This window comes from Luteibacter sp. Sphag1AF (genome assembly GCF_014192715.1).
In the GTDB taxonomy this organism is placed as follows: Bacteria; Pseudomonadota; Gammaproteobacteria; order Xanthomonadales; family Rhodanobacteraceae; genus Luteibacter.
This window is the reverse complement of record NZ_JACHYH010000001.1, coordinates 604,435-625,558: the sequence shown is the minus strand read 5'-3', so window position 1 is coordinate 625,558 and position 21,124 is coordinate 604,435. Positions and strand designations below refer to the sequence as shown.

The window sequence follows — 21,124 nt, the reverse complement described above, 5'->3', positions numbered from 1 at the left end:
CTTCAGGCAGCGCGGCCTTCGAGTTCATCGACGAGGTTCTGGATCTCTGTGCCGCCGGCCATCATGTCGAGCACGGCTTCCTTGGTGATATCGCTCTTGGCGAACGTTCCCATCGACTGGCCTCGGTTGAGCACAGTGAAGCTGTCGGCAATCGGGTAGGCGTGATGCACGTTGTGCGTGATGAAGATCACCGAGATGCCGCGGGCGCGCGCCTTGTGGATCAGCTTGAGCACGTTGCACGACTGCTTCACGCCAAGCGCAGCGGTAGGCTCGTCCAGAATCAGGACCTTGGCGCCGAAGTGAATGGCGCGTGCGATGGCAAGGCACTGGCGCTCGCCGCCGGACATGGTGCCGACCGCCTGTCCTGCATCGCGCACGTTGATGCCCATCTCGGCCAGCTTCTCGCGGGCCACTTCGTTGGCGTACGGAATGTCGATGACGGGGATCACGCCGAACAGCTTCTTGCGAGGCTCGCGGCCGGCGAAGAAGTTGCGCGCCACGCTCATCAGCGGCACAAGTGCCAGGTCCTGATAGACGGTGGCAATGCCGCGATCCAGCGCTTCGCGCGGTGATGAGAACTTCACCGCTTCGCCCTCCACGCGATACGTGCCGCTGCTCGGTGGATGCACGCCGGCAAGGGTCTTGATGAGCGTGGACTTGCCGGCACCGTTGTCGCCGAGCAGGCAGTGCACCTCGCCGTGGCGCAAGCGCAAGGTCACGTCCTTGAGGGCAATGACGCTGCCGAAATAGCGGCTGACGTTGTCGAGTTCGAGAATGTATTCGCTGGACATGGCGCGCTCCTACTTGCTTGCCGTTGCGCGGCTTCGGATGTAGTGGTTGAACAGCACCGCCAGCAGCAACATGCCGCCCAGGAAGACGCGGTACCAGTCCGAATCAATGTTGGTGTAGGAGATGCCAATCTGCACCACACCGAAAATCACGGCGCCAAAGCACGCGCCGATCACCGAACCAAAGCCGCCGGTGAGCAGCGTGCCGCCGATGACCACGGCGATGATGGCTTCGAATTCTTTCTGCAATCCGCGATCCGCCGCCGCAGAACCGACGTCGGAGACCTGAAGCACGCCGAACAGGCAGGCACAGAACGCGGTGAGGACGAAAAGGGAGATTTTCACGCGGCGTACCGGTACGCCCACGTTCTTGGCAGCGTTGGAATCGCCGCCCACGAGGAAGATCCAGTTGCCGAAGCGGGTGCGGGCAAGCACGAATCCGGCAGCGATGGCGAGTACGGCCCACCAGACCAGCACCTTGGGAAGTCCGCCCACGACGGGCTCACCATTGGGCAGCTTGTCGATGAGGCCCATGCCGGCCAGGCCGCTGAAGAGCCAGTGTCCTGTCGTGCCCTGGAACAGCGTGGCGATGACCGGATCGCTACCGATCTTGTCGCCCACACCGCTGACGATGGTGCTGTTGGCGAAGTGGGTGGAGAGCACCAGCGTGAGGCCACGCAGGATGAACATGAAAGCGAGAGTGACGATGAATGAAGGCAGTTTCGTGCGAACGACCAGATAGCCGTTCAATGCGCCCAGCGCCATGGAGCCGCCGAAGGCAAAGAGCACCGCAGCCCATACGGGCCAGCCCAGATACATGGGTGGCACCGCCACCATGACGCCGGCGAAGCCGATCATCGAACCCATCGACAGATCGAATTCGCCGGCGATCATAAGCAGGCATGCGCCCACGGCGATGATGCCCAGATAGGCGGCCACCTGTGACCAGTTGATGATGCCATCGAGCGCGAACATGCCCGAGTCACCGGCGAAGATGCCGAACAACGCGAACACCAGGATGGTGCCCGCGATGGACCCGAGATCCGGACGGTCGAGCAGGATCTTCCAAAGAGAGAGGCGACGAACGCGTTCGTCACTGCTGGAGGGTTTTGGCGGCGCGGCAGCGCGGCTCCTGTCGATCATGGCGGTAATGTTCTCGTTGATGACGCTCATGGCATGGGTTCTCCGTCAGGTCAGCGGTACTGGCCTGCGTACTTCTCGACGGTGGCGACGTTGTCTTTGGTGACGAAGGCGGGGCCGGAGCTCACGCCCGTGGCGGTGTAGACGGGCTTGAGGTCGTATTCCTTCAGGCGCGCCTGGAACTTCGGATTGGCCTTGAGTACGGCGAGGATCTTCGCCGGGTCACTGGTCTTCTGATCGTGCGCAATCACGAGCGCAGCGATACCCATGTAACCCTGCAAATAAGGCTGCTGGTCGATGGCGAAGGTCACGGTGCCGCGCTTGATGCCATTGATGATCGCGGGCGACAGATCGAAGGTGGCGAAGTAGATCTTGCCGTTGAGGCCCATCTTCTCCAGCACCTGGATGGTGGGTTCGGCGGCGTTCGGTCCCAGTGCGAGTACGGCCTGGGTCTTGGGGTTGTTGCGAAGGTACGCGTTGACCTTGCTGGCAACGACGGTCGGGTCCATGCCGCTGTCGATCATCGACTTGCGCATGTCGGCTCCGATGGCATCTGCAAAGCCCTGGCAGCGCTGGAATGAGGCCTGGTTGGTGGCGTAGTGATTCACGCACACGAACGACTTGATGCCGGCGGCTTTCGCCTTCTCCCCGGCCGCCTTGCCAGCGTCGTACTCGGGCTGGCCAATGTGCATGATGGCCTTGAGTTTCTTGCTTTCCTCCTCGGTGCCCGAGTTGATGGTGACGATGGGAATGCCCTTGGCGCTGACCTTGGCGGCGGCGTTTTGCAGGACGTTGTAATCGGCGATATCGAAAGCTACGCCGCTGTAGTTGCGTGCGGCTGCCTGTTCGAGCAGGCGTGCCATGTCGGACAGGTCGCCATTGGGCGGATTGCGGTAGTCGACCTGCACGCCGAAGTCTTCGCTGGCCTGCTTGATCGAGTTCTTGATGGTGTTCCACCAGGAATCGGAATCGGCGGCGTGGGTGACCAGAACGTAGCGGTCGCCGGGGGCGGCGTGGATGGCGGGGGCCGCGAGGCCGACCAGAACGGCTGCCGTGAGCGCGTAGAACGTATTGAATCGCATAGTGCCTCCACATGTGACGAAGCCGTGGCAGCCCGTCGGGTGAGTGTCATCGCGACGCGGTCACAAGTTCTTTCGACCGCTTGCTGGTGAGAGCGAAGTGAGCATAGGCACGTGTGTTCCACGCTTGCAACTTGCATTGCACAATAAAAAGAAATGGAAAAAACATTCCATCACGTGCTTCAATGCCTTTCCTGAGGAAGGGAGGGAACATTGATGGCCAAGCGCAGTGACGCAGACGTCCTGATGCAGCGCATAGCGGATGAATTCGAGGCCTTGCCACGCCAGTTGCAGGGCGTGGCGCGCTATCTGGAGGAACACCGGACCAGCATCATGGTCCAGCGTGTGACTGAGATCGCCGAGGGCTGCGGGGTGCACGCGTCCGCCGTGGTGCGCTTCGCCCAGCGCTTTGGCTACTCCGGCTTCACCGAGATGCAGGCCGTTTTCCGTGACGCCTATACCGAACAGGCGGCGCCGGCCCGGAGCTACCAGCAGCGTATTCGCAGCGTCATCAAGGGACGCCCGGACAAGCTGCCCGCCGTGGAAATCGCTTCCCGCTTCATCGAGGCCAGCAAGGCTGGTCTGGATGAACTGGCCGCCGAACTCGACGAATCCCGCTTCCAGGCGGCCGTGGACATGCTGGCGAATGCCGAAAACATCTATGTGGTGGGCGTGCGCCGTTCGTTCGCGATTGCTTCCTACATTGCCTATGCGCTTCAGCACACGACCAAGCGCGTGCATCTGGTCAGCGGTCTGGGTGGCATGTACCGCGAGCAGCTTCGCAGCATCGGCAAGGGCGACGCGATGATCGCCATCAGTTTTCCGCCGTACGGCAAAGAAACGCTGTACGCGATGCGTGTCGCCCAACAGCACAAGGCGCACGTGCTTGCCATTACCGAAAGTGATCTTGGCCCGCTGGGCCGCCATGCCAGTGTGGTGCTGAAAGTGAAGGAGGGCAGCGCGTTCGCCTTCCGTGGGCTGACCAGCACCATGTGTCTGTGCCAGGCGCTGTTCGTTGCGCTGGCTTACAAGCTTGAACTGACCGTCGAAGAAACCCTTCCCCGAGGAGAATACGATGATTGATGTAGCTGTCTTTGGCGCCGGACGCATCGGCAAGATTCATGCGGGCAACGTCGCACGGCATCCTAACGCGCGGCTGCGCTGCGTGGTGGATGTCAACGACGCAGCCGCGCGTGAACTGGCCACCGCGCATGGCGCATCCGTGGCAAGCGTGGATGAGGTGATGAACGATGCGTCCATCGGCGCCGTGGTCATCGGCTCCAGTACGGACACGCACGCGGATCTGATGCAACGCGCCGCTGCTGCGGGCAAGGCCATCTTCTGCGAGAAGCCCGTGGATCTGGATCTTGAGCGTGCCCGTGCCTGCGCCGCCGCCGTGGAGAAGGCCGGCGTCGTATGCATGATCGGCTTCCAGCGCCGTTTCGATCCCACCTTTTCTGCGCTGAAGGCCCGCCTGGTGGCCGGCGAAATCGGTACGCCGGAAGTGCTTGTCGTGACCAGCCGTGACCCGGGCGCACCACCGGTCAGTTACATCAAGAGTTCCGGTGGCATCTTCAAGGATATGCTGATTCACGACTTCGACATCTTCCGCTGGATTCTCGACGATCAGGCCATCAGCATTCACGCCACCGGCAGTTGCCTGAGTGATCCGGCCATCGCCGAAGCGGGTGATATCGATACCACCGCTGTCACGATCCGCACAAAGAGCGGACGCCTTTGCCAGATCAACACATCGCGTCGTGCTGCCTACGGTTACGACCAGCGCTTTGAAGTGCTGGGCAGCGAAGGCATGTTGCAGGCAGGGCACGTGAAGCCGACTGAAGTCACCGCATTCACGGGCAAGGCCATCAGCACCGATCTTCCCGAGCACTTCTTCCTGCAACGCTATCGCGAAGCGTATGCGCTGGAAATCGCGCACTTCTTCGATGCATTGACGGAAGGCACGCCGGTACGCACCACGATTGCCGATGGCATCCGCGCGCTGGAACTGGCAGAGCTGGCAGCGCGTTCGTGGAAGGAAGGTCGTGCGCTGGAATGTGCGGTCTGACGGGGCGCCATCATGACGAACAAGACATTGCGCATCGGCCTGGCAGGCCTCGGACGGCTCGGCCGCCGTTACGCGGAAAACCTGGCGCGTGCGGTGCCGCGCGCGCAACTGGTGGCCGTGGTGAGCCCCGTGGATGCGGAGCGCGAATGGGCGCGTGAGGCGCTGGGTGATGCTCGTGTGTACGACGACTATGCGGCGATGCTGGCGGACGATGGCATCGACGCCGTATTCCTCGTGACGCCGACCTCGCTGCATCCCGCTCAGATTGAGGCGGCGCTGGACGCCGGAAAGCACGTGTTCTGCGAGAAGCCGCTGTCGCTTGATGTGGATGATTGCCGTCGCGTGGCAAAGCATGCCGCCAGCAGCCGTCATCGGGCGATGGTCGGTTTTGTGCGGCGTTTCGATGAAAGCTATCAACACGCGGCGCAACACATTCAGGCAGGCGGCATCGGCAGGCCGTTCCTCGTGTACTCGCAAACGACCGACCTCACCGATCCCTCCGGAGCATTTGTGCAGTTCGCGCCGACCAGCGGCGGCATCTTCCTGGATTGCAGCGTGCACGACATTGATCTGGCGCGCTGGCTCCTCGGTCGCCCTGCGGCAAAGCGTGTCTATGCGACAGGCACCGTGGCGATGTATCCGGCGCTCAAGCCCATGGGGGACGTCGACAACGGCATGGCGATCTGCGAGTTTGAAGACGGCCGGATGGCCATGTTCTACGCATCGCGCACCCAGGCACACGGACACGACACGCACACCGACGTGACGGGCACCGCCGGTAAAGTCAGTATCGGACGCAACCCGCGTGCAGATCGTGTGGAGATTTCGGATGCGGCCGGTGTGCGCAACACCGTGGTTCCGTCGTTCTATGAGCGCTTTGCACCGGCCTTCGTGACGCAGGCACGGCATTTCGTGGATGCGGTGCTGGATGACACGCCGTTTGAACTGACGATGGAGGATGCCGTGGAGGCCACGCGGATTGCGGTGGCGATGCGGGAGTCGTTGCAGACGGGCAGGGCGGTGGAGCTTTGAGCAAAGCCCTTCGCGGGCAGATTCCCTTCACGGGATGTTGCGATGCAGCAGATATGCGTCCCTTGACCTATAATCACGGTATCCCCGCGTACTGAAAAGCTCCCATGTCTCCCTCCGCACTCCCCGATCTGGTGCCCCACCGTGGGCGGCGATTTGCCATTACTGCGCGAATCCTGTCTGCCGTCGTGTTCTCGTTCCTGTGCTATCTGAGCATCGGTATTCCGCTGGCGGTAATTCCCGGGTTTGTGCACATGGATCTGGGCTACGCCACCGTGTGGGCGGGCCTGGCGGTCAGCGTGCAGTATCTTGCGACGTTGCTCAGCCGGCCGCACGCGGGTCGTCTTGCCGACATCATGGGACCGAAGAAAACGGTCTGCATCGGCCTGGGCGTGCTGGCGGTCAGTGGCGTGTTTCTGGTGGGATGCGGTCTTCTTCGCCATGCCCCGCTTGCTTCGATGGGCATGTTGCTCGGCAGCCGTCTCGCACTGGGCTTCGCCGAAAGCTGGGTGAGCACCGGTTCGATCACCTGGGGCATTGGTGGCATTGGCGGCGAACATACCGCGCGGGTCATCTCGTGGAATGGCATTGCCACCTACGGCGGCATCGCGCTGGGTGCACCGCTGGGTGTGATTCTTGCGCGCGATTACGGCGTTGTGGCGCTTGGCGTGCTGACGTTCCTGCTGGGTGCGCTGGCTCTGCCGTTCGCACTCTGGAAGCGCAAGGTGCCACCCACGGCCGGTGAGCGCCTGCCTTTCCGCAGTGTGGTTGCACGTGTGATGCCGTACGGCGTGGGCCTGGCACTGGGTTCCATCGGGTTCGGTGTGCTGTCCACGTTTGTGGCGCTGTACTACAGCAGCCGGCAGTGGCCCGATGCGGCGTTGTCGCTTTCCGTGTTTGGCGGCTGCTTCATCGGCATCCGGTTGATTCTGGGTAATGCGATCAATCGTTTTGGTGGCTATCGCGTCGCCATGGCCTCGCTGGCCGTGGAGTGCGTGGGCCTCATCCTGCTGTGGCACGCCTCGACGCCGCTGGCCGCGCTGATTGGCGCGGCGATGACCGGCTCGGGTTTCGCGCTGGTGTTTCCCGCGCTGGGCGTGGAAGCCGTGGGTCGGGTCAGCATGCACAACCGTGGCGCTGCGTTGGGCGCATATTCGGTGTTTCTTGATGTTGCGCTTGGACTCACCGGTCCTGTCGGTGGATGGGTCGCAGGACATTACGACTATCCGGCCATTTTCCTCCTGGCCAGCGGTTGTTCGATCGTGGCGGCACTGCTGTCCGGATATCTGTTCATGCGATACGGGCGGAGCAGTGCGCAGGCATAATAAGGTCTGCACCTGACCTCAAGAGCGCTTGCATGCCGTACGACAGATCGTGGATGGGTTATGGCATTGTCGGCGCGTTGCAGGCGGGCGGCATTGCGCTGGTCGTCGCTGTCATCGTGTATGCGCTGGTGCGCGCATACGGCAAACGGCATGGGTGGCATCACGGCCAGGAGCTGGCGGTGGCGTTCTGCTTCGCCGTGGTGCTGGCCGGTGGCGAAGACATGTGGAACCTCTTCTACTTCAACTTCGCGCCGCTGCAATCGCTGCAACTGCTGAAGATCAAACTGGCTGCCGTGCATGACCCGGATGCCATTGGCCTGCGCGCCTTCTTCGAGTTCGTGGGTGCCCTGACCGGCGTGTGCGTGGGCTGGAGCATCTTTTCCGGCGGGCTGCGCGATCTGCTCGCCGGTGACGACAAGCCTTAAGGGCGGGTGTGGGAGAACATCCACGGCCAGAGTTCGGCCGTGGCATATGCTTTTTCCCATGAGCCGTGATTCACCCCGGCAAATTCGGTGTACACCACTTCGCGCCCCTGCGCCTTGAGCGCGGCATTCATGCGGCGCGACTGCTCGGTGGGAACCACGTTGTCATCGCCGCCGTGGAAGATCCACACCGGCAGGTCGCCCACGCGGTCGGCTACCCAGTCGTACGGCTCGGCATCTTTGGGCACGCCACGCACGTAGAGTTCGCGCTCGTCGGTCAGTGGCGTGACGCCGCCGCAGATGACCGCCGCGGCCGCGAACGTGCCCGGGTGATCGGCGGCGAGTTGCCAGGCGCCGTAGCCTCCCATCGACAGGCCGGTGAGATACAGGCGACGCGTGTCGCCATGGAATTCCCGGACGCTGCGCTCCAGGGCCTTCATGGCGGCATCGCCGATCTTCGGGTCATTCCACTCTGCATTGGCCGGCGCCTGCGGGATGACGACGACGGCCTGGAAATCCATGTGCTGTTTCAGCCACGGCGGCAACCCTTGCGAGAGCTGGGCCTGGTTGTCGTCCCCACGCTCGCCGCTGCCGTGCAGGAACAGTACGACGGGAAGCAGCTCGCCCTTCTTCAGGTCCGCCGGCACGAACACCTGATAGCGGAACGGCTTGCCGTTCACGGTGAACTGGCGGGCCACGAAGTGGGCAGGCGCAGCCTGTGCGGCGGTGGTGAGGGTCATGGCAGCAGTAAGGAGCAGGGCGCGGATCATCGTGTGTCTCGCAGGTACGTCACGGTCATCTCAAGGCAGTAACGCGTTTCAGGCAAGTGCTACAGCACCGGATCGAACATGCGGGCAACGTGCATCGCCACCCGGCGCAGGTAGGGAAGCCGGCGGAATTCATCGGGATGGATTTCATCGGCGTTGGCGAGGTCTTCCTCCAGCATGGACGCTACCTCGCCCGCGAATGCCTCGTCGATATTGAGCGCGGCGATTTCAAAGTTGAGCCGGAACGAGCGGTTGTCCAGATTCATGCTGCCGACCACGGAGGTGTCATCGTCGATGAGCATCACTTTCTGGTGGATGAAGCCCGGCCGGTAGCGAAATATGCGCACACCCGCGATCGTGGCTTCGTGGGCATAGAGCGTCGAGGCCATGAACACCGTGCGGTGATCGGGCCGGATGGGAATCAGCACGCGCACATCCACGCCACGGAATACGGCCAGGCGCAGGGCACTGAACACGGCCTGGTCCGGCACGAAGTACGGCGTGGTGATCCACACGCGTTTCCGCGCGGCGTGAATGGCCTGGGTGAAGAACAGCGAGCAGCTTTCCTGGCGGTCGGCAGGGCCGGTGGCCGCGATCATGGTGCGCGCGTTGCCGCAGTGTTCGCGTGGGGGCTGGAAGGGAGGATGTTCGCCCGTGACCCAGTACCAGTCCTCGGTGAAGGAGCGTTGCAGATCGGCGACGGCGGGTCCTTCGATACGCATGTGTGTATCGCGCCACGGCGCAAGCGGCGGTTTCCTGCCGAGGTATTCATCCCCGGCATTCAGGCCGCCCACGAAACCCCGGTAGCCATCCACGACCAGCACCTTGCGGTGATTGCGGAAGTTGAGCTGGAAGCGATTGCGCCAGCGGCGCGTGGCAAACGGATGCACCGTTACGCCGCCATCGCGCAGTGCTGTCACGTAGTGCCGCGGCAGGTCGTGGCTGCCGATGCTGTCGTAGAGCACGCAGATGCGCACGCCTGCCGCAGCACGTTCCAGCAGCGCAGCCTGCAGGCGCCGGCCCAGTTCGTCGTCGTGGATGATGAAGAATTGCAGCAGGATGTAGCGCTCGGCCTCGCCAATGGCCTGAAGCATGGAGGCGAAGGCCGCCTCGCCGTCAATCAGCAGCGTGAGGCCGTGACCGCCGTGGAGGCGCGTTTTCAGCATGGCGCCGATGGCAGCGTAGCGTTGGTCCTGTTCGGTGGCGTGGCGTTGCAGGTACGCCCCCCGGTCGGGCCATTCGGGGCTGTCGCGCAGGATGAACAGCCGTTCCTGGCGCTGGCGGTGCAGGTCCACATAGCCGGAGAAGTGACTCTCGCCGAGAAACAGATACGGGATGAGCGTGACGTACGGCAGCAGCACAAGGCCCAGCGCCCACGCAAAGGCTCCCTGAGCGGTTCGGGCGTGGACCACGGCATGCATCGCCGCGAGGATGCCCGCCACATGCAGGGAGATGGCGGCAAACGCGATCAGGCTTATCCACATGGATGCTGGCACCCGCTCATTGTCAATTATCCGGCAAAAGTATTTCGTGGTTTTCGCGCTTGGCGCAATGCCACGCGGGGCAGAAAATGTGGGTCGTTCCGCCTTCAGCGTAGCGGATGACGTCCGGTCATGTGCATGATGTGCTGAGGCATCCTTTCCCTTTGTTCCGGAGCCATCCATGAAAGCCGTCGCTTATCGCAAGCCTTTGCCCATCACTGACGCGCAGAGCCTGATCGACATCGAGCTGCCCGAGCCGACGGCCTCGGGTCGCGATCTCCTGGTGCGCGTCGAAGCGATCTCGGTCAATCCGGTGGACACGAAGATCCGCCGCCATGTCGATCCGGAAGGCGCCGACAAGGTGCTTGGCTGGGACGTGGCCGGTACGGTCGTGGCGGCAGGCCCGGAAGCGAGCCTGTTCAAGGTGGGCGATGCGGTGTTCTACGCCGGGGCCATTGATCGCCCGGGTGCCAACAGCGAATTTCACGTGGTTGACGAGCGCATTGCGGGACGCAAGCCATCCACGCTGGGCATGGCCGAGGCGGCTGCGCTGCCGTTGACGGCCGTCACGGCGTGGGAGCTGCTGTTTGATCGCCTGGGCGTACCGGCAGGTACTGAGGGAAAGCCGGCCACGCTGCTGGTTGTAGGCGCCGCAGGCGGCGTGGGTTCCATTGCCGTGCAATTGGCGCGTCGCCTTACGGGACTCAATGTCATTGGTACGGCGTCCCGTCCGCAGACGCGTGAGTGGGTATCTGAGATGGGCGCGCATCACGTGGTCGATCACAGCAAGTCGCTGGTGGAGGAAGTGCGGGCGGTGGCGCCAGAGGGCGTGGACTATGTGCTCAGCCTGACCCATACGGAAACCCACTACGCCGCACTGTGCGAACTGCTGAAGCCGCAGGGCAAGCTGGGCCTCATTGACGACCCGGCCGGTCCCATCGACATTACGGCACTGAAACGCAAGAGCATCTCGCTGCACTGGGAATTCATGTATACGCGCTCGTTGTTCCGCACGCACGACATGGAACGTCAGCACCGCATCCTCAACGAAGTGGCTGACCTTGTCGACGCCGGTGTGCTGCGCACCACGATGCGCGAGAATTTCGGTGGCATCAGTGCGGCCAACCTGCGCCGCGCGCACGAAGCACTGGAAAGCGCAGGCACCATCGGCAAGGTCGTGCTTGAAGGATTCTGATCCTTAAGGCGTCAGTGAGGATATTCAGAGTCGTGGGCATGGCGGAGGGCGTCGCGAAGGTCGGCGCCCAGATGGTGCAGATTGAGGATGACCTTGCCCGAGTGCACATCGGCCACGGCCGAAACCGGCACCACGAAGTCACCCGCGTTCTCGATATAGATGACCAGCTCCTCGGTGTCGCGCTTCACGCCGCGCACCGAGCCGATGCCATCCTGGCCATCGGCCACGAACACCATGAAACCTTCTTCGATATCGTTGCGCATCTGCCCTTCCTCCAATCGGTGGATGAATGACTATCCGCCCGCGTTTGTGATGTTTCGGTGGTGACGCCATTGCCTGACAGGCGGACTGTCCCGAGAATGGTCGATCTCCATCGTTTTCGCGGGGTTGTACGTGGGACTGATCAAGAAGCTGTTCGGCAAGAAGGCTCCGGTGCCGCAGGCTGACGCCGCCGCGTTGCCGGAGAAGACGATTTCGGTGACCGATGCCTACGGGCGCAGGCTGGAAGTCAATCGGGAGCAATGGCGCACCAGCATTCTGCCGCATAACTTCGCGCAGAATCTTGCAAAGCCTGACTCTCTGGCCGGCCTCATTATTGACGCGTTGAACAGCGGTTTCGCTGCCGAGGCGCTGGAGCCCGCACGGCATCTCTGTCAGACCGATACCAATCCGCGCCGGGGCGCGGTGCTTCTGGCCGTGACGCTGCTTGACCTGAAGCGCTTCGAGGAAGCCCGAGCCGTTCTGGAAGAGGCCCGCGTGCGCCTGGGCGACGACGTCTCGTTGCTCACCAATCTGGCCAAGGCCCATTCGGGTCTGGGACAGGATGCACAGAGTGCGTCGATCCTGTGGCAGGCCATCGAATGCGACCCGAATTTCGAGAACGCCCTGATGTGGCATGCCGCCATGGCAACCGAGCAGGGCGGAGAAGCCGCGCAACGGGCATTCTTCGCTCGCGTCGCGGAACTGCCGGGTAGCTGGCGAGCACAGTTATGGCTGGCACGTGCGGCGCTGGAGGCGGGTGATCTGCCCCGTGCGCGCGAAATCTACGGCCTTGTGCTGGCACGCGCGATACCGGTTCCTGCCGACGCCTTGCAGCAGATCAGCGGTGATCTGGGACGCAATGGTCATCTGGAGCTGTTGCTGGAACTGGTGTCGCCCGTGTTCGACGTGGATCGGCACGGGCTTGCCGTGGGCAACAACCTGATCAAGGCCAATCTGGACGTGGGCCACATCGCGCAGGCGCGCCGTTTGCTCGAAGCGCTGTACCGGCAGCAGCGACCTGATTGGGAAGAGCATCTGCTGTATTGGGACAACGCGATTGCCACGGCTGAAAAGCGCTTTGGCCCCGTGGAAACTGAAACGCCTCTCACGGTGGGTCTGCTGAAACTGGAGCAGCCCGTGTGGGTGCGCGAAGCGCTGGATGCAGGGAGCCTTCTGCCCACGCGGGACGCAAATTCGCCCGTGGTGGTGTTCATGGCTGGCAGCTGCACGTCGCCGCAGTCAGGCGATAGCGTGATCTCACAACGAACCGACGCGCTGGGTCGTCTGTCGCGCGGCATGCCCATGTATCTTGCGGAGCAGGTGCTGCTGCGAACGTCGGCACGCACCTGCTACATCCAGCCCTGGATGAAGTCCGGCGGCTTCGTGCTGGCCAGGATGCCGTGGGACGTGGATGGCCTGCGCGCGGCACAGATCGCAGGCGATTACGCGGTGCTGTCGCACGTGGACTCCACCGTGACACCGTGGCATTTCCACCTCGACGTGATCCGGATGGCGGATCAGGCCGTGGTGGCTTCGTGGCAGCACGAGCTGGACGTGAATGATCCGTCGGCGGCTATCCGGCGTAGCGAGGATGCGCTGGTGGCGCGTCTGCTCGACGAGCCCGGGCTGTTTGCCACTGCCGTACCTGGGGGGCTGGAGCCGCCGGATCAGAACTGGCTTGCGCATGCTGTGGCGGCGATGGAGCAGGGCCTGGCTGTGTCCTGTGCATCCCTGGACGGCGTACCGGAAGAGTTTCTGTTTGCCGAGCGCAACATCTTCAATTCGATGTTGCAACTATGCCTGCAACTGCCGGCAAATGCCCGTGCGCGTCTGTTGTTGCTGGGTGCGCTTCATCGTGAAGCCATGCGCAAGCCGGCCATCGCGGCGGAATATCGTGACCGTGTTCTGCTGTTGCAGAAGGAACATCCGTTGACGGGTGTGGCGGGCGATGTGGTGGAGGAGGCGACCCGTCGCGTGGTTGAGGCGATGGCTGTCGACACGTCGCAGGTATCGTGAGCAGGGAGCTCAGCGTGCACATCCGGACGCGACCAGCGCATCAATAGTTACACGCAGCCGCGCCGTCATGCTGCGCGATGCGGGCCACACGGCATGGATGGGCAGGCCTTCCACCGCATGCTCATCCAGCACCGTGCGCAGTGCGCCACGCGCCACATGCGCGTCGACCAGCCAACCCGGCAGCTGTGCCAGGCCGTGTCCGGCCAGCGCCGCAGCGAGCACCGCTTCGATGTGTTCAAATCGCAGGCGCGCATGCGGCGACCACGCGTACGCCGTGCCCCGCGCGTCGCGCCATCGCCAGCTTTCGGTCAACCCATCGCGCATGGCGGCAAGGCACGCATGATCGCGCAGGTCATCGGGTGTGTGCGGCGTGCCGTGCGCAGCCAGATAGGCGGGTGACGCGCAGCACACCACGCGCTGCACACCCAGCGGTCGGGCTACCAGTTGATCGCTGTTGTCGAGCGTGCCGATGCGCACGGCGAGATCGACGCCGTCGTCTGCAAAATCGACAGCGCGATGGGAGAAGCGCGCGTCGATTTCCAGTGCGGGATATTGGCTGGCCAGCGCCAGCAATACAGGCATGACCCGATCCCGGCCAAACAGCACCGGCAGCGCGATGCGGAGACGTCCGCCAGGCACAAGACGCCGTGAGGTCAGCGCGGTATGCGCGTGTTCCAGTTCCGCCAGCGCGCGCAGGCAACTCTCGTGGAAGGCCAGGCCTTCGTCGGTAAGGGAGAGGCGCCGGGTGGTGCGATGAAAAAGACGCACGTCCAGACGTTTCTCCAGCCGCCCGATAGCCTTGCCCACGCTGGACGTGGAAAGGCCCAGCCGTCGTGCCGCTTCGCTGAAGCTGCCGGATTCGGCGGCGCTGACGAAGGCGCGGATGCCGTTGAAGCGCTCGGTGGAAAGCACGCAGTGCGTACCTCATTCGGGACATTGAGTCGCAAGTGTAGAGGCTCCGATGTCGCACGCGGGTGGTAATGTCGCCGATAGACTGCCGGCCTTTCACTGATCCGGACGATGCTCACGTGGACAACTCCGTGCCTTCATCGCGCGACCGCTGGCTGACGCTGGGCGGTGTCGCCATCGCCAGCTTCCTCGGCTGCATTGATTTCACCGTGGTCAACACGGCCATTCCGGCGATTCAGGCCGACCTCGACGCCAGCGTGTCGACGGTGCAATGGGTCATCACGCTGTTCGTCGTGGCACTTTCCACCTGCATGGTGGCCGCAGGCCGGCTGGCCGACCGGCATGGCCGACGGCGTGCCCTGTACGTCGGCATGGCGTTGTTCGGCGTGGCATCACTGGGGGCCGGTCTGGCGCCCGGCATCGGCTGGCTGATTGGCTGGCGGTTCGCGCAAGGCGTGGCGTGTGCGGTGCTGTATACGGCCTCGACCGCGATAGTGAGTCACGCTTTCCCTGAGCATGAGCGTGGCAAGGCCATCGGCATGTTGTTCAGTGCGAATGGCCTGGGTCTCGCACTTGGGCCGGTGCTGGGAGGTCTTCTGGTGGCCGGGTTCGGCTGGCGCTGGGTGTTTCTGCTCAACGTGCCTTTCGTGTTGCTGAGCGTGGCCCTGTGCGCGGGGCGCGTGCGCGAATCGCGCGATGAAACCGATCACGCCGCGTTCGACTGGCGTGGTCTCGCACTGTTCCTGCTGGCGCTGCCCTGCCTGCTGCTGGCCATCGTCTACGGTGGCCACTGGGGCTGGCTTTCGGTGCGCACGGGCGCGCTGGTCGCTACGGGCGTGGCCGGACTGCTGGCGCTGTGGTGGTCGAGTCGCCGTGTTGCATCGCCGCTGATCCGCTTCGATCTCTTTGCGCGTCCGCGTTTCATCGCAGCCAGCGCGGCGACGTCCGGGCTGGCGTTTTTCTACTGCGCGGCATTTTTCCTGATGCCGCTGTACCTGGGCGAACTGCGTCATCGCGACAGTGCATCCATGGGCTGGCTGTTGTTGTCGACCACGGCCGTGATGAGTCTGGTGTCGCCGTGGGCTGGCCGGATGGCAGACCGGGTGGGCACGTCGCCGCTGCTGTTGGGCGGCTTTGCCTGTCTGGCAGCCAGCGCGGCGATGCAGGCGTGTTTCTCGGCATCAACGGACTGGTGGTTTGTCCTCAGCGCATTCGCCTTCATGGGGCTGGGTTGGGGCGCGATTCTCGGGCCATCCACGGTTGCCGCGCTGGGCTCGGTGCCCGCGCAGTTGAGTGGTGTGGCGATGGGGGCGTCATGGACGCTGCATAACGTCGGTGGCGCACTGGGTCTTGCGCTGGCGACCCAGGTGTTCCAGATGCATGCGGGTGACGGCTTGCTGGCCGGCTATCGCGCGGCGATGCTGCTTTTGCTGGGCGTGTGCGCCGTGGTGTGGCTGGCGCTGGTGATGCTGCGCGGCAGGCATTGAGCCGAAGGGGAATGGCGGAAAGCACATTCCCCTTCGTTGCTTTTTCAGCTGGCGAGCAGCGTATCTGCCAGGTTGCGGGCCTGGACGCGGATCTCGGGCATCGCCGTGGATTCCCACAGCGCACCACGCAACAGCGTGCCCATGGCAAACAGGTTGCCGTGTGGCTTGCCACGGCTGTCGAGCAGGGTGCCATCGGTCTGCGCAGCGAAGCCCAGGCCGAGTTCTTCCGCCACGGCATGGCCGTTGGTGATGAGCTGACGCACCAGCGGATGATCGGTGCGTTCGGTATCCGTGTTCAGACCCACGGTCTGTACCACGACATCATAGTTCGCGGTATCCACGTGGCCGTCGGCCGCACGGCGGTGCACCGTGAGCGAGCCATCGTCGGCAAGGGTGACCGACTGCATGCGGCCCTTGCCACGAACGAAACGACCCTTTGCTTCCAGCTCGGCAACCTGCGTGGCGACCTGCGGCGGCATGCGATGACGCACGCGCTCCCAGGCCCAGCGGGCGTGACGCAGGAAACGCGCGCGCTGATCTTCGGGCAGCAGAGACCACAGGCGCGAGGTGACCGGACGCAGGCTGTCGGTGACGACGCGCCAGTCTTCCGCGTGCTCCGTGGCCTCGCGCAGGCGCGCGAACCACGTGCGGATGTTCGGATCGTCTTCCAGCGCCTCAACCAGCTCCGAGCCATCGTCAGCGGGAGCCGAAGCCGCTTCGCGATGAGCCTCGGGCAGCAGGCCGTGGCGCGACAGTGCGGTGAACGTGGCGTTGGGCCAGCGTTCCGAGAGATCCAGCAGTACGTCAACAGCGGTAAGGCCGAGGCCGATGATGAGGACCCGCAGCGGGCGTTCGTCACGTGGCGCTTCGGCCAGATACGGCCACGGATCGGTGACGTAGCGGCCGCTGGCCAGCGCATCGTCCGACACGCCGGGCAGCGAGCGCGGCGGCAGCGAGCCGATGGCAAGCACGGCCGCATCCACCTGAGTGGATTCCTCGCCGTAGCCCACCGTCACGCCGTTGTTTTCCGGCACGAGCGAGTCGACCGCAAAGGGAATGACACGTACGTCATGGCCATTGGCCGGAGCCTCTTCAATGGCCTGACCCACGCGCGATTGCAGATAGTCGCCATAGAGGCGGCGCGGCAGGAAGTCCGAGCCGGTGACCCTGGGGTCCAGGCCCTGGGCGTACTCGAGGAAGCCGCGCGGCTTGCCGGCGAACATGCCCATGGAGGCAGCACGCACGTTGAGCAGATGGTGCGGGGATGGCGTGCCATAAGCGATGCCACGGCCCGAACCGCCCCCGGTGTACCAGTAAATTTGAAGCGGCTGGTCGGTATGACGTTCCAGCAATTCGCTCACCAGCGTTGCGGCCGCAGCGCCGCCGCCGATGATGGCGACCTTTCGAAACATGTTTGATCCTTCGCCGGTGGCGGTGTTGACTGGTTCCCGGTCAGGCCGTCAGGCGTCCGGCAATTTCCGAATGCCGTGGTCGAGCGATCCAGTGGCTTGATGGGCCCGGTTGCTCGTACGCCAGATACTGTGCCAGATCGCCACCATACACGTGAAGGGTCAGCGCCGTTTCCTGCCGCGACAAATTGCGGCAGCGGTGCGTGTGGGTTTCGCTGTCTTCAAACCAGGTGGCATCGCCCGGGCCAAGCCACGTGCGACCCTGGCTGCGCAACGAGTGATCCACCGGATCATGCTCGTACGACTCCACTTCCAGTGCACCGGAAATGGCAGCTTCCAGACCCCACAGGCCGCCGTGGTCATGCACGGGTGTGGCGTAGTTCGCCGGCCAGGCCATGACCAGCACGCTGATGCCCGGCCTGGCGCGCTCGGCCACCAGCCAGCGCTCAAAGCCGCGACGGCGGTCTTTCAGGCTGCCCAGCGCGGCGTTCAGCTCGTCGCTGCGGCTGTGGATGATACGACCGATCTCCCGCCCCATGAGGGCGAGGTCGGGATGTTCCCCGCCGCTGCAGTCAAAAGCCACATCACGCAGGGTTCTGATGACGGATGAACGTTTACCCATAAGGGCCGCCCTCATACCTTGATGGGCGGGAGTGGACCATGCCGCCCGTTAAACCGGCGTAACCTTACCCGGCCGCCGGGGATTTAAACTCTTTCCGTGGCACGTGCATCCGAGCTGTACCGGACGCATGATCGGGTTGGCGTCCTTTTGCTGGAGAATGGAAATGATCGTCCTTACCGCGCTTGTGATGCTTGTCGTTTCGTTCTGGGTGGTGTTCGCGCTGATCGGCGCCGTGCTCAAGCTCGTATTTGGCATCATCGGCGGCGTGTTCAGCATTGTGGGCAGCATCCTCGGGGTGGCGTTCGGCGGGCTGGCTCTCCTGATTGCCGGCCCCATCGTGGCCGTGGCCATGCTGCCGCTGCTGGTGCCCGTGCTTCTGGTCGCGCTGGTGGTATGGCTGATTGCCCGCTCAGCACGTCGTCCGCAGGTGGTCGTGATGCAGCCGAACAACGTCGCTCATTGATCCGGGATGAATGGGGCCGGGGCCCGAAGGCCCCGACCCGCTACTGCGTTACCTAGACGCCGCGCAGGTCAAACGTGACCGGAACGCGCGCCCATGCCTTGATCTGCTGACCATTCGACTGCGCCGGCTGGAATGTCCAGCGCGACAGCACCTGCTCGCTTGCGGCACGGTCCAGCACCTCATGGCCACTGCTGCTCTCCACCACCACATCAATCGGCTTGCCGGTTTCATCGACCAGCACGCGCAGCACGACCGTGCCCGTCATGTGCATGCGGATCGCTGCCGTCGGATATTTCGGTGCCGGCGCGGCGACGTAGGCGAGTGTCACCAGGCCTGAAGGAGTGGCATCGGAGGCTACGTTGGTGGATGGAGAAGTGATGGTCAGCGGCTGGGGCGGCATGACCGCCTGGCTGCCTTCCTCCGTGGGAACGGTGACGGGTACCGCCGGGGGAACCCGTGGCACCACCAGGGCCGTTGCCGTGTGAGGCGCGGCGTGCACCGGCGGTGGCGGGTCCATCGGCGGGGGCGGCGGCGGAGGTGGTTTGACCTCGTGCCATGCCACGTCGAATGGCTTTGTCACTTGTGCAAGCGTGATGTCGGCGACCATCGGCCGCATGGCGGCAATGAGAGCGGCGGCGTTGAGGGCGATGGCAGCGCTTAAGGCAACAATGCGCGCTGCATCGGGATGGACATCGGCAAACCATTGCGGACGTACAGACGTCATGAGCCACCTCCGGTTCGATGAAGGGAAGGTAGTGCGCGGTCGGGAACGCACCGGCCGTTGGCCGGTTGGGGATGCGTTCAGGTCCAGCTACAGAACAGCACGCCTGAGAATCGTTTGCAAGTAGCGGTCTAAACGTCCGGACGCGAAAGGGTCAGTTGGCGACCAGCATGGGGATGTCGCTTTGCATGAAAAGATGGCGTGTGGTGCCGCCAAGAACCATCTCGGAAAGACGCGAACGGCCCCATGCGCCCATCACGATCAGGTCCACGTTGTCGGCGCGGGCCATTTCCAGCAGCGCAGGCCCCGGTGACGGAGCGGCTGTTTCAGGGAGCTGGCGGAACTCGGCCCTGATGCGGTGGGTTTCCAGCCAGCCGCAGATGTTCATGTCGGGGAGCGCGCAGGTGTCGTTGTCTTCGTCCCGGCTGCCGTCGATCACGGTGACCTTGCCGGCCTTGCGCAGCAACGGAAGGGCGGCGTGCACGGCCAGTGCGGATTCGCGACTGCCGTTCCATGCCACCAGCACGTTGTCCCCCACGCTGGTCACGACGGCTTGTTCGGGAACCACCAGAACACCGTGGTTGCTGCCGAACACGGTTCGCGACACCACGCCAAAGCCAACGGGCGCGTCGCCGCGCTGGCTGCCGCCGCGTTCCACGATCAGAAGGTCATATCCCGCAGCGGCATGGACCAGCAGTTGCACGGTGTCGCCGTTGCCTACCCGCCATTTGCCTTCAAGCCCCGCCTCGTCCAGCAGCGACTGCCAGGTGCCCGAGAGCGCGCGTGCATCGGTGGCGCGCTGGCGCACGGCATCCAGTTGCATGGGTACCGCTTCTGGAACGGTGAAGGCCGCCGCGGGAAGATCCACGACGTACAGGCCATCCAGTCGCGCCTCCAGGCGTTTGGCGACAGCGAGCGCGGCGCGCAGGCTGGCGCCTTGCGGCGGCAGACGACCCAGATGCAGCAGGAGTTCAGTGGTCATGGCCCGATGGAACAATGATCGGCGGCTTGCGGTCAAGCGCTTTGGCGCAAAAAAATGCCCACCGGGAGGGTGGGCAGAGAGCCGGTAAATCGGGGGAGATCGTTGCCGGCGAACACACGATATCCATGCGAAGCTTCGATGGATGTTCAGACGAAGTGAGGCCGGTCTTCACGAAAAGACGTCCAAACGTGCACAGCGGGAGTCAGGAATGTTTCTCATTTGGAAGGGTCTGGGTTACCGTATCCCTCTAGCGCCTGCTTTCGCCGGCGTTTCAAACATCCGGAGAACCCATGGCCGCCGAAGCCCCCACAGCGCAGCCGCGATATCCCATCGCTGAAGAGGTTGCGAGCAGCGTCATTCACGGGATTGGCCTGGTGGCCAGCATCGCCGGGCTTGCCGTGCTGGTGGCGTTCTCGGCGATGTATGGCAATGCCCGTACGGTGGTTGCCAGCTCGGTGTTCGGCACCACGCTGATCCTTCTGTACACCGCATCGACGCTGTATCACTCCATTCCCGGTGACATGGCCAAACGCGTGCTGCGCACGCTGGATCACATCGCCATCTTCCTGCTGATCGCGGGCACCTATACGCCATTCACGCTGCTGGCTTTGCCAGGCGCGTGGGGCTGGGGGCTGTTCACCACGATCTGGTCCATCGCCATCGTGGGCAGTGCGCTGGAGCTGGGCATGTTGAAGCGGTACCGCAAGGCGGCCGTGTTCCTTTACGTGGCCATGGGCTGGGTGGCGGTGGTTGCCATCCAGCCGCTGCGCACGCATGTGGAAACCGGTGGCCTGGTGCTGCTGTTTGCCGGTGGCCTGGCGTATACGGCGGGTGTGCCGTTCTACATGGCGCGCAAATTGCCGTATCACCACGCGATCTGGCACTTCTTCGTGCTGGTGGGCAGCGTGCTGCACTACCTCGCCATCCTGCTTTACGTGCTGCCGGACGGCCCGCACTGAC

At 63.7% G+C, this 21,124-nt stretch carries 21 protein-coding genes; 10 read left to right on the top strand and 11 right to left on the bottom strand.

Annotated features, from left to right (window positions below; all coding sequences use genetic code 11):
- Positions 1 to 2 precede the first annotated feature (2 nt).
- Genes FHW69_RS02880 through FHW69_RS02870 form a run of 3 tightly spaced genes read right to left on the bottom strand, consistent with a single transcriptional unit; the run spans position 3 to position 3,010 of the window.
- Complete coding sequence (locus tag FHW69_RS02880) at positions 3 to 791, bottom strand: ATP-binding cassette domain-containing protein (RefSeq protein ID WP_183421502.1); 789 nt, start codon at positions 789 to 791, stop codon at positions 3 to 5.
- Positions 792 to 800: 9 nt separating this feature from the next.
- Entirely contained in the window at positions 801 to 1,961 is a 1,161-nt protein-coding gene (locus tag FHW69_RS02875) for an ABC transporter permease (RefSeq protein ID WP_183421501.1), read from the bottom strand.
- 20 nt (positions 1,962 to 1,981) lie between these two features.
- The gene (locus tag FHW69_RS02870; RefSeq protein ID WP_183421500.1) at positions 1,982 to 3,010 is read right to left on the bottom strand and encodes a substrate-binding domain-containing protein; all 1,029 of its coding nucleotides are present in this window, start codon (positions 3,008 to 3,010) and stop codon (positions 1,982 to 1,984) included.
- A gap of 213 nt (positions 3,011 to 3,223) precedes the next feature.
- Between FHW69_RS02870 and FHW69_RS02865 the strand changes: the two genes are divergently transcribed.
- From FHW69_RS02865 to FHW69_RS02845, 5 genes are all read left to right on the top strand, one after another.
- Positions 3,224 to 4,090: a MurR/RpiR family transcriptional regulator gene (locus FHW69_RS02865; RefSeq protein ID WP_183421499.1), complete on the top strand. Its 867-nt coding sequence runs from the start codon at positions 3,224 to 3,226 to the stop codon at positions 4,088 to 4,090.
- Positions 4,083 to 5,075, top strand: coding sequence for an inositol 2-dehydrogenase (gene iolG, locus FHW69_RS02860; RefSeq protein ID WP_183421498.1), 993 nt, complete (start codon positions 4,083 to 4,085; stop codon positions 5,073 to 5,075). The genes FHW69_RS02865 and iolG overlap by 8 nt, the downstream gene beginning before the upstream one ends.
- A 12-nt stretch (positions 5,076 to 5,087) precedes the next feature.
- Positions 5,088 to 6,107 (top strand): Gfo/Idh/MocA family oxidoreductase, encoded by a 1,020-nt coding sequence (locus tag FHW69_RS02855; protein ID WP_183421497.1) that lies wholly within the window; start codon positions 5,088 to 5,090, stop codon positions 6,105 to 6,107.
- A gap of 104 nt (positions 6,108 to 6,211) precedes the next feature.
- Positions 6,212 to 7,429, top strand: coding sequence for an MFS transporter (locus FHW69_RS02850; RefSeq protein ID WP_183421496.1), 1,218 nt, complete (start codon positions 6,212 to 6,214; stop codon positions 7,427 to 7,429).
- 32 nt (positions 7,430 to 7,461) lie between these two features.
- Positions 7,462 to 7,854, top strand: coding sequence for a hypothetical protein (locus FHW69_RS02845; RefSeq protein WP_183421495.1), 393 nt, complete (start codon positions 7,462 to 7,464; stop codon positions 7,852 to 7,854).
- Here the strand turns inward: FHW69_RS02845 and FHW69_RS02840 are convergent.
- Positions 7,851 to 8,621 carry a prolyl oligopeptidase family serine peptidase gene (locus FHW69_RS02840; RefSeq protein WP_183421494.1) on the bottom strand — a complete coding sequence of 257 codons (771 nt, stop codon included), beginning with the start codon at positions 8,619 to 8,621 and terminating at the stop codon, positions 7,851 to 7,853. The genes FHW69_RS02845 and FHW69_RS02840 overlap by 4 nt on opposite strands.
- Positions 8,622 to 8,680: 59 nt before the next feature.
- Complete coding sequence (gene cls / locus FHW69_RS02835) at positions 8,681 to 10,102, bottom strand: cardiolipin synthase (protein WP_183421493.1); 1,422 nt, start codon at positions 10,100 to 10,102, stop codon at positions 8,681 to 8,683.
- A gap of 178 nt (positions 10,103 to 10,280) precedes the next feature.
- Between cls and FHW69_RS02830 the strand changes: the two genes are divergently transcribed.
- Positions 10,281 to 11,294, top strand: coding sequence for a zinc-binding alcohol dehydrogenase family protein (locus tag FHW69_RS02830; RefSeq protein ID WP_183421492.1), 1,014 nt, complete (start codon positions 10,281 to 10,283; stop codon positions 11,292 to 11,294).
- A gap of 11 nt (positions 11,295 to 11,305) precedes the next feature.
- Here FHW69_RS02830 and FHW69_RS02825 read toward each other — a convergent pair whose 3' ends face one another.
- On the bottom strand, positions 11,306 to 11,557 hold the full coding sequence (locus tag FHW69_RS02825) for a hypothetical protein (protein ID WP_183421491.1): 252 nt from the start codon (positions 11,555 to 11,557) through the stop codon (positions 11,306 to 11,308).
- A 130-nt stretch (positions 11,558 to 11,687) separates the two neighbouring features.
- On the opposite strand from FHW69_RS02825, the gene FHW69_RS02820 reads away from it, so the two are divergent.
- Positions 11,688 to 13,571 (top strand): tetratricopeptide repeat protein, encoded by a 1,884-nt coding sequence (locus tag FHW69_RS02820; RefSeq protein WP_183421490.1) that lies wholly within the window; start codon positions 11,688 to 11,690, stop codon positions 13,569 to 13,571.
- 9 nt (positions 13,572 to 13,580) lie between these two features.
- Here the strand turns inward: FHW69_RS02820 and FHW69_RS02815 are convergent, their stop codons facing one another.
- Entirely contained in the window at positions 13,581 to 14,483 is a 903-nt protein-coding gene (locus tag FHW69_RS02815) for a LysR family transcriptional regulator (RefSeq protein WP_183421489.1), read from the bottom strand.
- 128 nt (positions 14,484 to 14,611) lie between these two features.
- On the opposite strand from FHW69_RS02815, the gene FHW69_RS02810 reads away from it, so the two are divergent.
- Complete coding sequence (locus FHW69_RS02810; protein ID WP_221195355.1) at positions 14,612 to 15,967, top strand: MFS transporter; 1,356 nt, start codon at positions 14,612 to 14,614, stop codon at positions 15,965 to 15,967.
- 44 nt (positions 15,968 to 16,011) lie between these two features.
- Here the strand turns inward: FHW69_RS02810 and FHW69_RS02805 are convergent, their stop codons facing one another.
- Both FHW69_RS02805 and FHW69_RS02800 read right to left on the bottom strand, forming a co-directional pair.
- Entirely contained in the window at positions 16,012 to 17,379 is a 1,368-nt protein-coding gene (locus FHW69_RS02805) for an FAD/NAD(P)-binding protein (RefSeq protein WP_183421487.1), read from the bottom strand.
- A gap of 40 nt (positions 17,380 to 17,419) precedes the next feature.
- Complete coding sequence (locus tag FHW69_RS02800) at positions 17,420 to 17,998, bottom strand: cysteine dioxygenase family protein (protein WP_183421486.1); 579 nt, start codon at positions 17,996 to 17,998, stop codon at positions 17,420 to 17,422.
- A 163-nt stretch (positions 17,999 to 18,161) separates the two neighbouring features.
- Here FHW69_RS02800 and FHW69_RS02795 point away from each other — a divergent pair, with 163 nt between their 5' ends.
- Positions 18,162 to 18,461, top strand: a complete 300-nt coding sequence (locus FHW69_RS02795; protein ID WP_183421485.1) for a hypothetical protein — start codon at positions 18,162 to 18,164, stop codon at positions 18,459 to 18,461.
- Positions 18,462 to 18,513: 52 nt separating this feature from the next.
- On the opposite strand, the gene FHW69_RS02790 is transcribed toward FHW69_RS02795, so the two are convergent.
- Both FHW69_RS02790 and FHW69_RS02785 read right to left on the bottom strand, forming a co-directional pair.
- Entirely contained in the window at positions 18,514 to 19,185 is a 672-nt protein-coding gene (locus FHW69_RS02790) for an energy transducer TonB (protein ID WP_183421484.1), read from the bottom strand.
- Positions 19,186 to 19,336: 151 nt separating this feature from the next.
- Positions 19,337 to 20,164 (bottom strand): universal stress protein, encoded by an 828-nt coding sequence (locus tag FHW69_RS02785; RefSeq protein WP_183421483.1) that lies wholly within the window; start codon positions 20,162 to 20,164, stop codon positions 19,337 to 19,339.
- Between the two features lie 290 nt (positions 20,165 to 20,454).
- Here FHW69_RS02785 and FHW69_RS02780 point away from each other — a divergent pair, with 290 nt between their 5' ends.
- Entirely contained in the window at positions 20,455 to 21,123 is a 669-nt protein-coding gene (locus tag FHW69_RS02780) for a hemolysin III family protein (protein ID WP_183421482.1), read from the top strand.
- The last annotated feature ends 1 nt before the right edge of the window (position 21,124 follow it).

Coding starts and splice junctions, on each gene's coding strand:
- FHW69_RS02880 (WP_183421502.1), bottom strand. CDS start 791: ATGTCCAGCGAATACATTCTCGAACTCGACAACGTCAGCCGCTATTTC.
- FHW69_RS02875 (WP_183421501.1), bottom strand. CDS start 1,961: ATGAGCGTCATCAACGAGAACATTACCGCCATGATCGACAGGAGCCGC.
- FHW69_RS02870 (WP_183421500.1), bottom strand. CDS start 3,010: ATGCGATTCAATACGTTCTACGCGCTCACGGCAGCCGTTCTGGTCGGC.
- FHW69_RS02865 (WP_183421499.1), top strand. CDS start 3,224: ATGGCCAAGCGCAGTGACGCAGACGTCCTGATGCAGCGCATAGCGGAT.
- iolG (WP_183421498.1), top strand. CDS start 4,083: ATGATTGATGTAGCTGTCTTTGGCGCCGGACGCATCGGCAAGATTCAT.
- FHW69_RS02855 (WP_183421497.1), top strand. CDS start 5,088: ATGACGAACAAGACATTGCGCATCGGCCTGGCAGGCCTCGGACGGCTC.
- FHW69_RS02850 (WP_183421496.1), top strand. CDS start 6,212: ATGTCTCCCTCCGCACTCCCCGATCTGGTGCCCCACCGTGGGCGGCGA.
- FHW69_RS02845 (WP_183421495.1), top strand. CDS start 7,462: ATGCCGTACGACAGATCGTGGATGGGTTATGGCATTGTCGGCGCGTTG.
- FHW69_RS02840 (WP_183421494.1), bottom strand. CDS start 8,621: ATGATCCGCGCCCTGCTCCTTACTGCTGCCATGACCCTCACCACCGCC.
- cls (WP_183421493.1), bottom strand. CDS start 10,102: ATGTGGATAAGCCTGATCGCGTTTGCCGCCATCTCCCTGCATGTGGCG.
- FHW69_RS02830 (WP_183421492.1), top strand. CDS start 10,281: ATGAAAGCCGTCGCTTATCGCAAGCCTTTGCCCATCACTGACGCGCAG.
- FHW69_RS02825 (WP_183421491.1), bottom strand. CDS start 11,557: ATGCGCAACGATATCGAAGAAGGTTTCATGGTGTTCGTGGCCGATGGC.
- FHW69_RS02805 (WP_183421487.1), bottom strand. CDS start 17,379: ATGTTTCGAAAGGTCGCCATCATCGGCGGCGGCGCTGCGGCCGCAACG.
- FHW69_RS02800 (WP_183421486.1), bottom strand. CDS start 17,998: ATGGGTAAACGTTCATCCGTCATCAGAACCCTGCGTGATGTGGCTTTT.
- FHW69_RS02795 (WP_183421485.1), top strand. CDS start 18,162: ATGATCGTCCTTACCGCGCTTGTGATGCTTGTCGTTTCGTTCTGGGTG.
- FHW69_RS02790 (WP_183421484.1), bottom strand. CDS start 19,185: ATGACGTCTGTACGTCCGCAATGGTTTGCCGATGTCCATCCCGATGCA.
- FHW69_RS02785 (WP_183421483.1), bottom strand. CDS start 20,164: ATGACCACTGAACTCCTGCTGCATCTGGGTCGTCTGCCGCCGCAAGGC.
- FHW69_RS02780 (WP_183421482.1), top strand. CDS start 20,455: ATGGCCGCCGAAGCCCCCACAGCGCAGCCGCGATATCCCATCGCTGAA.